The 12788-nt window shown below is 71.1% G+C and carries 11 protein-coding genes and 2 pseudogenes; 5 read left to right on the forward strand and 8 right to left on the reverse strand.

Features of this window, described 5'->3' with window-relative positions; translation table 11 throughout:
• Positions 1 to 268 precede the first annotated feature (268 nt).
• From BJF83_RS13450 to BJF83_RS13460, 3 genes are all read left to right on the forward strand, one after another.
• On the forward strand, positions 269 to 496 hold the full coding sequence (locus BJF83_RS13450) for a hypothetical protein (RefSeq protein WP_075926569.1): 228 nt from the start codon (positions 269 to 271) through the stop codon (positions 494 to 496).
• Positions 497 to 651: 155 nt separating this feature from the next.
• Entirely contained in the window at positions 652 to 1299 is a 648-nt protein-coding gene (locus BJF83_RS13455; protein WP_075926570.1) for a TetR/AcrR family transcriptional regulator, read from the forward strand.
• A gap of 503 nt (positions 1300 to 1802) precedes the next feature.
• On the forward strand, positions 1803 to 2588 hold the full coding sequence (locus BJF83_RS13460) for a hypothetical protein (RefSeq protein WP_075926571.1): 786 nt from the start codon (positions 1803 to 1805) through the stop codon (positions 2586 to 2588).
• 113 nt (positions 2589 to 2701) lie between these two features.
• Here BJF83_RS13460 and BJF83_RS13465 read toward each other — a convergent pair whose 3' ends face one another.
• The 3 genes from BJF83_RS13465 to BJF83_RS13475 all read right to left on the reverse strand — a co-directional run bounded on the left by BJF83_RS13465 (position 2702) and on the right by BJF83_RS13475 (position 4343).
• Positions 2702 to 2944 (reverse strand): hypothetical protein, encoded by a 243-nt coding sequence (locus BJF83_RS13465; RefSeq protein WP_075926572.1) that lies wholly within the window; start codon positions 2942 to 2944, stop codon positions 2702 to 2704.
• A gap of 254 nt (positions 2945 to 3198) precedes the next feature.
• Positions 3199 to 3510: a DUF6401 family natural product biosynthesis protein gene (locus BJF83_RS13470; RefSeq protein ID WP_075926573.1), complete on the reverse strand. Its 312-nt coding sequence runs from the start codon at positions 3508 to 3510 to the stop codon at positions 3199 to 3201.
• Positions 3511 to 3647: 137 nt separating this feature from the next.
• Positions 3648 to 4343, reverse strand: a complete 696-nt coding sequence (locus BJF83_RS13475) for a ferritin-like fold-containing protein (protein WP_075926585.1) — start codon at positions 4341 to 4343, stop codon at positions 3648 to 3650.
• 590 nt (positions 4344 to 4933) lie between these two features.
• Between BJF83_RS13475 and BJF83_RS13480 the strand changes: the two genes are divergently transcribed.
• Both BJF83_RS13480 and BJF83_RS13485 read left to right on the forward strand, forming a co-directional pair.
• On the forward strand, positions 4934 to 6463 hold the full coding sequence (locus tag BJF83_RS13480) for a DEAD/DEAH box helicase (RefSeq protein ID WP_075926574.1): 1530 nt from the start codon (positions 4934 to 4936) through the stop codon (positions 6461 to 6463).
• Between the two features lie 68 nt (positions 6464 to 6531).
• Positions 6532 to 7438 (forward strand): annotated as a pseudogene (locus BJF83_RS13485) (alpha/beta fold hydrolase).
• Between the two features lie 177 nt (positions 7439 to 7615).
• Here BJF83_RS13485 and BJF83_RS13490 read toward each other — a convergent pair.
• The 5 genes and pseudogenes from BJF83_RS13490 to BJF83_RS13510 form a co-directional block, all read right to left on the reverse strand.
• Positions 7616 to 8496: pseudogene (locus tag BJF83_RS13490) on the reverse strand (MBL fold metallo-hydrolase).
• Positions 8497 to 8604: 108 nt separating this feature from the next.
• Entirely contained in the window at positions 8605 to 9480 is an 876-nt protein-coding gene (locus BJF83_RS13495; protein WP_075926576.1) for a PHP domain-containing protein, read from the reverse strand.
• 33 nt (positions 9481 to 9513) lie between these two features.
• Entirely contained in the window at positions 9514 to 10170 is a 657-nt protein-coding gene (locus tag BJF83_RS13500) for a DUF6758 family protein (RefSeq protein WP_075926577.1), read from the reverse strand.
• An 87-nt stretch (positions 10171 to 10257) separates the two neighbouring features.
• A complete protein-coding gene (gene typA, locus BJF83_RS13505; protein WP_075926578.1) occupies positions 10258 to 12150 on the reverse strand; it encodes a translational GTPase TypA in 1893 nt (630 codons plus the stop codon).
• 109 nt (positions 12151 to 12259) lie between these two features.
• Entirely contained in the window at positions 12260 to 12679 is a 420-nt protein-coding gene (locus BJF83_RS13510; RefSeq protein ID WP_075926586.1) for a (deoxy)nucleoside triphosphate pyrophosphohydrolase, read from the reverse strand.
• Positions 12680 to 12788 lie beyond the last annotated feature (109 nt).

The raw sequence follows: 12788 nt of genomic DNA on the forward strand, positions 1-12788 counted from the left end.
GTTCAGGTGGCTCCGCACCGCCCGGACCAGAGGGCGTCCGGCCGAGGGGGCGGGGCGCGGAGCATGCTTGCACTTATACCCAACCTAACGGGTGGGGTTTCCCATTCCCACCCCGGGGAGGTCTGGACCACACCCCGTCGGCCCGCTCCTCCAACGTACCGCCGACACCCCGTGCCGCCTGCGGGTTCGTCGCCTCGGCCTCCGTCCCCGGCACTCCCGGTACGGGTAGTGTCGTCAGTACGCGCAGCGACGACGCCGGGAGGATCCCGTGGCAGCACAGAAGCGTTCCGGGAAGCGACGCCCCGAGATCGAGGAGGACCCGTCGGCCGAGGTGCCCGAGGCCGACGCGGCGGAGCAGAGCGCGGTGACCGTCGAGGAGGCCGACGACCAGTGGCTGGACAGGCCCGTCGGCCGCACCCTGGACCAGGCCAGCGAGGCAGACGTGGTCGAACAGCTGCGTGAACTGGGCGCCGACGACGAGGAGGAGCACCGGTGACCGTGCTCGCCGCCGATCGCCCACGGCGAACCTACGCCGGAGTAAGATGAGGGCAAGCCTGTGGGGCACGACACGGTGTCGCGTCGGGCAGAACTAGCCACGCAGATGTTCGGTATTGGCGTGCATCTGCCATGCCGATTTCGGAGGGTGTGGGTGTGACAGCTCCTTCAGACGCCCGCGCCCGGGGTACCCGCTTGCCCCGGGTCAGGCGCCGACGCCAGCTCCTGGCCGCGGCCCAGGAGGTCTTCGTCGCCCGCGGCTACCACGCCGCGGCCATGGACGAGATCGCCGACCGCGCTGGTGTCAGCAAGCCGGTCCTGTACCAGCACTTCCCAGGCAAGCTGGAGCTCTACCTGGCCCTGTTGGAGGAGCACTCCGAGGCACTGGTCGAGAAGCAGCGCGAGGCGCTGGAGAGCACCGACGACAACCGCCAGCGCGTGATCGCGAGCTTCCGGGCCTACTTCGACTTCGTCGCGGGCGACGGCGAGGCGTTCCGGTTGGTCTTCGAGTCCGACCTGCGCAACCTGCCCGCCGTGCGCGAGAAGAGCGAGCAGACCTTCCAGCGCTGCGCCGAGCTGATCGGAGAGGTGATCCGCCAGGACACCAGCATCTCCGACGAGGAGGCCCGGCTGCTGAGCATCGGCCTGGTCGGCATGGCCGAGACCAGCGCGCGGTACTGGCTCAACAACTACGGCGAGCTTCCCAAGAACGCCGCCGAACTGCTCGTCGCCCGCCTCGCCTGGCGCGGCATCAGCGGTTGGGACCTGCACCGCCAGGACCGGGGCGAGCACTCCGAAGACTGACCGCGAGCAGGTGCGGTGGCTTCTCCGGCGGGCTGTCCAAGAAGGACGTCATGCGCTGCGTGAAACGCCGTGTGGCCCGCGAGGTGCACCGCGCCCTGACGCGGTCGGTGCACACCACCGACACAGACAAGCCAATCACCCGAGGCGACCTCACCAAAGCCGCTTGACATCCACAGGAGCATCGTCGGACCGGGGCGTCTGCGCCCCGGGTGCGCGGACCGCGCGCCCGGGGCGTGCTTGTTGGCCGTGGAGGCATTCCGTTGCGCCGTAGGACGTTCCGGAAGGCGGGAAACGGACTGTCCACGTCCCGCTCCGAGACGTCGTCCATTTTTCCGTGAAGGAATTCCAAGAAAAGGGCAAGGCCGCTTTGACAAGGCGGGCAAAAGGTTCAATCCCCGAAGGTCGGGTATCGCGGACATGAGACGTACGGCACTTTTTTCGCCGTACCCGTCCGGGCGATCTCCGCGCCCCGGCGGTTGACGCTTTTGGGGGGTGAAGGCGTTATGGACATCGGTCAGGGCATGACCGCGGCCTGGGAGGCGGTGGCGACCTTCGTGCCGTTGCTGGTCGGGTTCCTCGTGATCCTGGTGGTGGGCTGGTTCGTCGCCTGGGTCGTGGGCAAGGGCGTCGCGCGGGGGCTGCACAGTGTGGGCCTCGACCGCGCGCTGCACCGCGGCGGCGTGGGCCAGTACTTCGACCGCAGCCGCTGGAGCGCCAGTGAGCTGTGCGGGAAGATCGTCTACTACGTCGGCGTCCTGTTCGTCCTCACGCTGGCGTTCAACGTCTTCGGACCGAACCCGATCAGTCTCCTGCTCAACGACGTCATCGCCTGGATCCCGCACGGCATCGTGGCCCTGGTGATCCTGGTGGTGGCCGGAATGCTGGCCAAGGCCGCCCGAGACCTCATCAGCGGGGCGCTCGGAGCCCTCTCGTACGGCCGTCTCCTGGCCAACGTGGCTGCGGTGGCCATCCTGGCGCTCGGTGTGATCGCCGCGCTGAACCAGATGGGCGTGGCGCTGACCGTCACCATGCCGGTCCTCATCGCCGTGCTGGCCACGGTCGGCGGCATCCTCGTCGTCGGAGTCGGCGGCGGCATGATCCGGCCGATGCAGTCGCGCTGGTCGCGGTGGCTGGACACGGTCGAGCGCGAGACGAGCCATGTGGGCGAGGGCGCCAGCTACACGGCCGGCCGCGAGGCCGCCATGAGGCGACCCGCCGAGAAGGAGAGGGGCGCCGAGGAGGCGAAGGCGACCCACGGACGGCGCGGCGGCGGTGAGTCCGCCCGGTAGCCGCGCGCGGGGCCCGCGGCCGCGTCAGTCGGCCGGAGGGATGCAGGTAGGGGGCGGGGCCGTCAGACCCCGCCCTCGCGTCGTGCCCGGACGCCGGGGGACCGGCGCGGACGTCAGAGCAGCTCGGAGTCGCGCAGCTCCAGGCGCGACAGGTGCTCCATCCTCCGGAACGCGAGGACGCCCGTGGCGATGATCGGGACGAACGCCAGCCAGAAGACCGCGCTGCCCGGTCCGGTGAGGACCATCGACACCAGCGCGACGACGATGATCAGTGCGAACAGCGCGAAGTCGACGCGATCCTGCTGGATCAGGACGCCGACCGGTGGACGCGCCGCCCCATGCCGACCGCTCCTCATTCGGATTCCTTTCTCGCGGCTCTGCGGGCCGCTCCGCCAGTCGCGGCGCCCGGACCCTCCGGACCGGTACCGCGCATCCCACGTTGCCTTCCGCGGGGCCCTGGGCCAGCTTCGGCGACGGGGCCGCACATCGGCCTCTGATCGTCGCCAGCCACCTTCAGCGTACGCCGGGATCCGGATTTTCGCTGGAGAACGGGTGGGACCGGTCACAGCGAGTGTCCTCGCTTGGGCGACCGCCCGCGGATGCCACCAACCTAGCGGACGAAGCCCCGTTCCTTGGCCAGGCGGCAGATCGCGAGGACTCGGAGGGTCTCCCAGTCGTACTCGACCGCCTCGGAGTCCCACCCGCGCTCCAGGCAACCGTCGAGGAAACCGTGCAGGTACGTGCCGAGGCTGCGCGCGGTGACGCTCCGGCCGGACGAGATGATCGCCGCGGAGACCTCCGCGGCGTGCTGATCCAGCTCAGCGGCCATGCCGGGCTCGATGGCGGCGTCGAGCGGACCGATCTTGTGGAAGTCACGGGTGAGTCCGGCCAGCGGGTGGCGCACGGAGGTCCCACGGGGCATGGAAGTACCTACTCGCGTGGTCAGGAGACGGGAAACGTCATCGACTATACGTGCACGCACCAAGGAATCGTCATGAAAGTGTTGAAGACGACTCCACGGCGATCCGCGGGACCCGCGAGAGCCCCTGTCCGGCGGAACTAGTCCGCCAACCCCATCGCGCGCAGACGCCCGGCGTGCCCCTCGGTCAGTGAGGCGAACATCCTACTGACGGCCGCCAGGTCGCCCGTGCCGGAGGGCTTCCTCGAACGCCGGTCCTCGCCCTCCGCGCCCCCGGCGAGCAACGTGGCCAGCTCGGGGCGTTGCACGGCCACGGCCTGCGCCTGGCTCAGGGCCTCGCCGACCAGTCGCCGCGCCCACAGGGCCAGGCGACCCGCGAGCTTGGGGTCCTCCTCCAGCGCTGCGCGTACGGTCTCGGTGACGAACTCGGCGCGGCCGGTCTCGGCGAGCACGCCCTCGATCAGGACGCGGGTCTCGTCGTCGGCCAGCCCGGCGACGCGGGCGTAGAAGTCACCGGCGATACCGTCACCGATGTAGGTCTTGACCAGGCTCTCCAGCCAGCTCTTCGGCTCGGTCCGCTCCGTCCAGGCGTCCAGCGGCGCGACGAACGGCGCCATGGCCTCCTCCGGGTCGGCGCCGAGCTCCTCAAGACGGTCGCGGAGCGCCTGGTAGTGCGCCTGTTCCGTGGCCGCGAGGGCGGCCAGCTGACCCTTCGCGCGCAGGGTCGGAGCGAGCCCGGCGTCGTCGGCGAGCCGGAAGAAGGAGCCGAGCTCGGCGTAGGCGAGCAGCCCGAGGAGGTCGATCACACCGGGGTCGGCAGAAGCGCCTTGCGTCATGCCCGTCAGCGTAGCGTCCGGTCCCCCGCGGACCGAACCGGGGACCTCCCGCGGCAGTCCGAGGACCACCCCGGGGACTAAACCCGTCGCGACCACGGTTGCACCGGCTGGGAAGCGGGTAGGTCCCCGGCCGTCCACAACCCCGGCGAACTGCTATGTCCACCGGGTGAGGCACCGGCTAGACTCTGCGTGATGACCGGCGTGTGCAGACGACCAGACCAGCCCTCGCCCCTTCGGGGACGGCCACCCGGCCACCATGGCACGGCGATCCGCGCCGGTCTGGAACACAGCGGCCCTCGAAGCGCCCCTCACACGCGGGGACGGACCCCTCGTACACGACAGAACTGCGGATGGAACCGGTATGCGGACGGGCATGGCCCACACCGCGCCAATCCAGACGGCAGCGCCACCGCGCCCCTCACCGGAAGGTGGAGCAGCGGTGAGCCGCGCCCTACGCGGCGGCCCGGAGCCGCCCGCGACCGCACCGCGCCGCGGCCACGCCAACGCCTCGGCCCGCCAAGATGGAGGCTTGAGCCCTGAGCAGCACACAACAGACCACACAGCCCCGAACGACCTTCCGCGATCTCGGCCTGAGCGCCGAGATCGTCGACGCGCTGGAGGCGGAGGGGATCATCGAGCCCTTCCTCATCCAGGAGCTGGCCCTTCCGATCGCCCTGAGCGGCAACGACATCATCGGGCAGGCCCGCACCGGTACCGGCAAGACGCTCGCCTTCGGGCTCCCGCTGCTCCAGCGGGCCCAGGCGGAGCCCGGTTCGGCCAAGCGTCCCCGCGCCCTCGTCGTGGTCCCCACCCGTGAACTGGCCATCCAGGTGGCCGCGGACCTGACCACCGCCAGCAAGCGCAACGGCCTGCGTGTCCTGACCGTCTACGGCGGCCGTTCCTACGAACCGCAGATCAGCGGGCTCAAGGAGGGCGCGGACGTCGTCGTCGGCACCCCCGGCCGCCTGCTGGACCTGGAGAACCAGAAGCACCTGCGGCTGGACCAGGTCTCCGCCGTGGTCCTGGACGAGGCCGACAAGATGCTCGACCTCGGGTTCCTCCCCGACATCGAGCGCATCCTGACCAGGACCCCGTCAGAGCGCCAGACCATGCTCTTCTCGGCCACCATGCCGAGTGAGATCGTCGCCCTCTCCCGCAAGTACCTGACCCGGCCCACCCACGTGCGCGCCAGCGACGACGACGAGATCGACGGCTCCTCCATCACCGGCCGGATCGCCCAGCACGCGTTCCGCACGCACCAGATGGACAAGATCGAGATGCTGGCCCGGCTGCTCCAGGCCGAGGGCCACGGTCAGAGCATGGTCTTCTGCCAGACCAAGCGGACCTGCGACCGGGTCGCCACCGACCTGAAGTCGCGCGGATTCGCCGCCGCGGCCGTCCACGGCGACCTGGGCCAGAGCCAGCGCGAGCGTGCCCTGCGGGCGTTCCGCAACGGCAAGATCAACATCCTGGTCGCCACCGACGTGGCCGCCCGGGGCCTGGACGTGGACGACGTCACGCACGTCGTCAACTACGAGACGCCCGAGGACGAGAAGACCTACACCCACCGGATCGGCCGCACCGGCCGGGCCGGGCGCAGCGGCACCGCCGTCACCTTCGTGGACTGGCAGGAGATGCCGCGGTGGAAGCTCATCAACGCCGCCCTGGACCTTCCGTTCCCGGACCCGGAGGAGACCTACTCCACCTCCGAGCACTTCTTCGGCGCGCTCAACATCCCCGCGGGCACCAAGGGCAAGCTCGCGGTCGAGAAGCGTACGCACGCCGGTCTGGAGGCCGAGGAGGTCGAGGACATCGGCGACACCGGCGGGCCCCGTGCCGAGCGCGGCGCACGCCGTGGCCGCGGCGAGGGAGGCCGTGGCGAGGGCTCGCGCGGTGAGGACGCGAGCGGCGAGGGCCGGAGCCGGAGGCGTCCGCGTCGCCGTACCCGCGGCGGCAGAAGCGTGACGCCCGCCGAGAACGCCCCGGCGGAGAAGGCGCCCAGCACGCCCGCCCGCTCCACCACGCAGTCCTCCGGCGAGGAGGGCGCCAAGCGGGTCCGCCGTCGCCGCCGCACCCGAGGTGGCGCCAGCGCCGCCCGCCGGGACCCGGAGAACACCTGATCCCTTGACCGTCTGCCGTCCGCCCAGGTGGCGGACGGGTGGGCGGGGATGCCCTAGGGTTGCCCGACGTGAGTACACCGACGTTCCTCGACCCGCCGCCCGGCGTGCGGCGGGTGGACCTGCACCTGTCCCACGGCCCGGTGGCCGCCCTGCGCGCACTGCCGACCGCCGGAGGGGCCGAACTGGCTCCCGCCGTCCTGGTGCACGGCTTCACCGGCAGCAAGGAGGACTTCATCGCCCTCCTCCAGAGCCTGGCACAGGTCGGCCGGGAGGTCGTGGCGATCGACCTGCCCGGAACCTACGAGTCCCCCGGTCCGGAGACGCTGACCGCGCCTCCGGACGTCCAACTCCCCGACTACCGGCTCTCCTCCCTCGGCGCGGTCGTCGCCGAGGTCGTCCGCGAGGTCGGCCAAGGGGCCCCCGTCCACGTCGTCGGACACTCCTTCGGCGGGCTGGTGGTCCGGGAGACCGCCCTCGCCGAGCGCGTGTCCCTGGCCTCGCTCACGCTCATGTGCAGCGGCCCCGGAGCGTTGGAGGGCGATCGGGCGACCGGCGCCCGCAACCTCATCGCCGCCCTGTCCATGGACCCCTCGGCCGAGCGCTGCGGGAGCTGTGGGACGAGCAGTTCGACTCCGAGGCGTGGCAGCGCACCAACGATGCGCGCATCCACGACTTCCTGCGCCGACGGTTCCTGTCGAGCAGCGCGACGGGCCTCATGCGTACCGCCGAGGACCTGCTGGGCACGGCCGACCGGGTGGACGAACTGACCGCCCTGGACCTGCCCACGCTGGTGCTGTACGGCGAGAACGACGACACCTGGTCGACGGACGAGCAAGCCGAGATGGCACAACGGCTCGACGCTGAGCGCCTGGTCGTGCCCGGCGCCGGCACTCCCCCAACGTGGAGGCTCCGGAGACCACGTCGAGCGCGCTCACCTCGTTCTGGAACGCGACGGAGTCCGTGGGCCGCCGCTAGCCGTGTCCGCTCGGGGCGTCCGCCCGCCGCCCATGGGGCGCCGCGCGCGACGGGGGCCGACGCCCTCAACGGACGCCCGCGGCGCGGTCCCGTCCCCAGAAACCCCGACGTCCCCGAACGAACCCGCAGGATCCGCCGCGCCGCCGGAGCGGCGCGGCGGACGGGAACCGGCCCGGGTCAGACCCAGGCGTCGAAGTTGGTGCTCTCCGCGCCCGACGTGGTGGACGGGCCCCGGTCGGGCAGGATGCGGGTGGTCGGCGGCAGCGACAGCAGGCCCTCGCCGATGGAGGCGAGCTGTGTCGTGTAGTCGATGTAGGTGTCGCCGACCATGCCGGGCTCGCCCTTGCGCACGGTGTCACCGCTGAAGACCACGCCGAGCCGGCTGATGTAGTAGCCGACAGTGCCGGGCGAGGTCCCGGGCAGCGCCAGGACGTCGATGTGCAGGTCGCCGATGTCGAAGGCGCCCTGGCCCTCGACCTCGACCTCGGGGCGGTGCTCGCGCCGTGGAGGCGGCGCCAGGCGCGCATCTCGCGCGGGTGGAGGGCGATGTCCGCCTCCGCCTCCTCGGCGACCCGGAGAGCGCCCTCGATGTGCGGAGCGTAGCCGTTGGTGCAGGCCACGAGGTAGACCTCGCGCTCGCCGACGGCCTTGAGGATCGCTTCGGGGTCGTGCCCAGGGTCGATGACGACGACACCCTCGTCGTCGGCCCGCACGATCCAGGTGTTGCTGACGACCTCGTAGGTCCGGTCGTCGAACTCGAACGTGCCCTTGGTGCGCACGCGCGTGATGCCGTCGCCGTCGGGGCCGACCACGCCGACCTCCTCGGAGTCGTCGGCGAAGATATCGGCGGGGGCCCCGTCCCCGGACTCCTTCTCCTCCTCGGTCTCCGCGGCGTCCCTCTCCGGCTCCGCGGCGGAGTCCCGCTCGCCCTCGTTGTCCGGGACCGTCGCCGTGTCCTCGGCCTCCACGGCCTCGTCCTCGACCTCCACCGCCGCCTCCGCAGCGGAGTCGGTGGCCTCCTGGCCGTCCTGTATCTTCGGCTTCCGCTTCCAGAACACGGCGTCAGACCTTTCGAATCGTCCAGGTTCGGGTAGTTCTCCGCGACCATTGTCGCGCCCTGTGGCAGTGGTCCGTACCGTATCGAACACGCAGGCCGGGCACGCGGGTCATCCTCGGATCAGCGCGGCGCCGGTCGCCGGGGCCACGAGTTCCTCGAAGGCCTCTGGCGCGGTGGTCCGGCAGCCCAACCGGTGTCCGGTCAGGCTCCCGTGGTCGTCGCTGGACCCGGTGACCACCACGCCCAGGTCGGCGGCCACACCCCGCCACTCCTTGGTCTGCGCCCGGTTGTGCGAGGGATGGTCGGCCTCGATCCCGCCCAGCCCCGCGGCCACCATGCGTTCGACGAGGTCGACGGGGACCGCGCCGTTGAGCGCACCCTCGGCTCGGCCCGGGTGGGCCAGGGAACAGACGCCGCCGGCGGCGCGCACCAGCCCTACGGCACGGACCGGATCAAGGGCGTAGCGCGCCGCATAGGCCGGGCCGCCCGACCCGATCCACCGGTCGAAGGCGTCCTGGACGTCGCGGGCCGCACCCGCCTCCACGATCGCGCGCGCCAGGTGGGGGCGGCCGATCGTGTTGGCGTCGGCGTACTCGTCGTGGCCCGCCCCGGCGATGCGCAGGACCCGTTCCCAGGAGACGTCGACGCCGAGCGCGCGCAGCTTGGCCACCATCTCCTCCGCGCGCGAGGCGCGGTCGGAGCGGACCCGCCGCAACTCGGCGGCCAGCCCGGGGGCCTCGGGGTCGAACAGGTAGGAGACCAGGTGGACGCTGGACCCGGCGAAGGCGCAGGACAGCTCCATCCCGGGGACCAGGACGAAGCCCGGGGGGACGTGCTCGGCCGCCTCCGCGATCCCGCCGACCGTGTCGTGGTCGGTCAGGGCGAGGACGTCGAGGCCGGCGGTCACCGCGTACCCGAGGACCTCGGCGGGCGTGTCGGTCCCGTCGGACACGGAGCTGTGGGAGTGCAGGTCGATTCGGGTCACCGGCCGATTGTATTCAGACCCGGTCGCCGGAGGTCAGTCCTGGGGGGCCAGGCCCCGGGTGAGGAAGGGACTGAGCGCCCCGAACGGCGGCTCGAAGGCGACGCCGCCGTCCTTGATGTCGCGTAGGTCCCGAAGTGCGTTGATCTCGCACATGAGGAGCGCGGTGTCCGGTGAGGCGAACACGAACCACAGCCAGTGGGCGAGGGCCTCGCCCGCGTAGACCGCCCGGTCGCGGCCGACGTCGAGGTTCCACAGGGCGATCTCGTGGCCGTCGAAGCGGACCTTGGCGTCGGCGGCCGAGGAGTCGAACCCGTCGCCGGGGTCGGGCCCCTCCAGCCCGGACATGCGCGCGCCGAGGCCCACGCCTGGGTCCTCGGCCACGATCACGATCTCGCCGATGCCGCCGAGCGGATTGGGTCCGGAGAGGGCGACCGCCGCGCCCACCACGCCGCTGCGCTCGTCACCGACCTCCGCGAACCCGGTGACCACCCACCCCGTGGGCAGGGGCCACGGTACCCAGATCGGTACCCGCGCCTGCGGAAGCAGGGCGTCGAGGCTGCTCTTCCCGGGGGCTCTGACCCCCTGGAGGGGCGCCACCGAGCCGTGGACGTCGCACTGCCAGGCGCTGGTCCACAGCCCCGGAGGCTGGACCGGGCGCCCGCATCGAGGACACGAGGGCTCCGACTTCATCGCTCTATGCGGTCTACCCTCCTGACCTGCCGAGAAACGCGCCGAGGGCGGCCGGTGGCACCGGCCGCCCTCGGGTGGGTGCAGAACCTACTGCTGCTGGCGCTTCTTGTGCGCGGTCATCCGGGCGCGCTCCTTCTGGTCGAGGACGACCTTGCGGATGCGCACGTTCTCCGGGGTGACCTCCACGCACTCGTCCTCGCGGCAGAACTCCAGGGCCTGCTCCAGGGACAGCTTGCGCGGCGGCACCAGTCGCACGAGCTCGTCACCGGTGGCCGAACGCATGTTGGTGAGCTTCTTCTCCTTGGTGATGTTCACGTCCATGTCGTCGGAGCGCGAGTTCTCGCCGACGACCATGCCCTCGTACACCTCGGTTGTCGGCTCGACGAACAGTGTGCCGCGCTCCTGGAGGTTGAACATCGCGAACGCCACGGCGGCCCCGGCGCGGTCGGCGACCAGGGAGCCGTTGGGACGGGTGCGCAGCTCGCCGAACCAAGGTTCGAACTTCTCGAAGACGTGGTGGGCGATCCCGGTGCCCCGGGTCTCGGTGAGGAACTCGGTGCGGAAACCGATGAGGCCGCGGGAGGGGACCAGCCAGTCCATGCGGACCCAGCCGGTGCCGTGGTTGACCATGTTCTCCATGCGACCCTTGCGGACACTGAGCAGCTGGGTGATGGCGCCCATGTACTCCTCGGGCGCGTCCACCGTGAGACGCTCGACCGGCTCGTGCGTCTTGCCGTCGACCACGCGGGTGACCACCTGCGGCTTGCCGACGGTGAGCTCGTAGCCCTCCCGGCGCATCTGCTCGACCAGAATGGCCAGCGCAAGCTCACCGCGGCCCTGCACCTCCCAGGCGTCGGGGCGCTCGGTGGGCAGCACACGCAGGGACACGTTGCCCACGAGTTCGCGGTCCAGGCGGTCCTTGACCAGGCGGGCGGTGACCTTGGCGCCCTTGACCCTGCCGACCAGGGGCGAGGTGTTGGTGCCGATGGTCATGGAGATGGCGGGCTCGTCCACCGTGATCAGCGGCAGCGGGCGCGGGTCCTCGGGGTCGGCGAGGGTCTCACCGATCATGATGTCGGGGATGCCGGCGATGGCGGCGATGTCGCCCGGCCCGGCCTTCTCGGCGGGCTGGCGCTCCAGGCCGTCGGTCATGAGCAGCTCGGTGACCTTGACCTGCTGGGTGGTGCCGTCCGCGCGGATCCACGCGACCTGCTGGCCCTTGCGCAGCTCGCCCTGCTGGACGCGCACGAGCGCCAGGCGGCCCAGGAACGGGGAGGCGTCCAGGTTGGTGACGTGCGCCTGGAGGGGGGCGCCGGGAGTGTACTCGGGCGCCGGGATGGTGTCCAGGATGGTGCTGAACAGCGGGACGAGGTTGTCGTTGTCGGGCATTTGGCCGTTCTCGGGGCGCTCCAGGGAGGCCTTGCCGTCACGGGCGCAGGTGTAGATGATCGGGAACTCGATCTGCGACTCGTCCGCGTCCAGGTCCATGAACAGCTCGTAGGTGTCGTCCACGACCTCGGTGATCCGGCTGTCGGGCCGGTCGACCTTGTTGATGACGAGGATGACGGGGAGCTTGGCGGCCAGAGCCTTGCGGAGCACGAAGCGGGTCTGCGGCAGCGGGCCCTCACTGGCGTCCACGAGCAGGACGACGCCGTCGACCATCGACAGGCCGCGCTCGACCTCGCCGCCGAAGTCGGCGTGGCCGGGGGTGTCGATGATGTTGATGACCACGTCCTCGCCCTCGGGCGTGGTGTAGTGGACGGCCGTGTTCTTCGCGAGAATGGTGATGCCCTTCTCGCGCTCCAGGTCGTTGGAGTCCATCACGCGGTCGTCGACGTCCTGGTTCTCACGGAACACACCGGACTGCCAGAGCATGGCGTCGACGAGGGTCGTCTTGCCGTGGTCCACGTGGGCGACGATGGCGACGTTGCGGATGTCGCTGCGGCGTGCGGAGCCCTCGACGGGCATGGCGCTGGACATGGGAAAGTCTCGATCTCCTGGTACTGGGTAGAGACCGCAGAGTGCCACGGCCCGTCGCCAGTTTATGCGGTAAGAGGTGTCTGGTGGGGAAACGTGCAGGTCAGCCCGGTCACGATGGGTCGACCAGCAACGGTGCGAGCGGCTCCAGGAAGGGGATGTCCGCGGGCAGCCAGTCGAGGTCGCCCAGGTCGGCGGCGGCGAGCCAGCGCAGGGACAGGTGTTCCAGCGGTTCGGGTTCGCCCTCCACCAGCTCGACCCGCCACAGCCGCAGCACGGCGTCGCGTGCGCGCGCCGCGGAGGGGGCGGGGAAGGGGGCGTCGGAGCCGATCGGATGCAGGGGCCGGACGGTGACGCCGAGTTCCTCCCGGCACTCGCGGGCGAGCGCCTCGGCGGGTGTCTCCCCGTCGTCGACCTTGCCGCCGGGGAACTCCCAGCGACCGCGCAGGGCGGGGGGTTCGGCGCGCTGGGCGGCCAGGACGCGGCCGTCACGGATGATGGCGGCGCCGACGACGATCAGGGGCTCTCGCACGGTCAACCAGCCTAGATGAGTGATTCCGATGTTGTCAGTGGTCGTAGGCGATCAGGGACCGTTTGACCGGGGCCCCGGTCTCCCAGTTGTGCCAGATCGCCGCCGCCAG

Source organism: Nocardiopsis sp. CNR-923 (assembly GCF_001942255.1).
GTDB lineage: Bacteria > Actinomycetota > Actinomycetes > Streptosporangiales > Streptosporangiaceae > Nocardiopsis.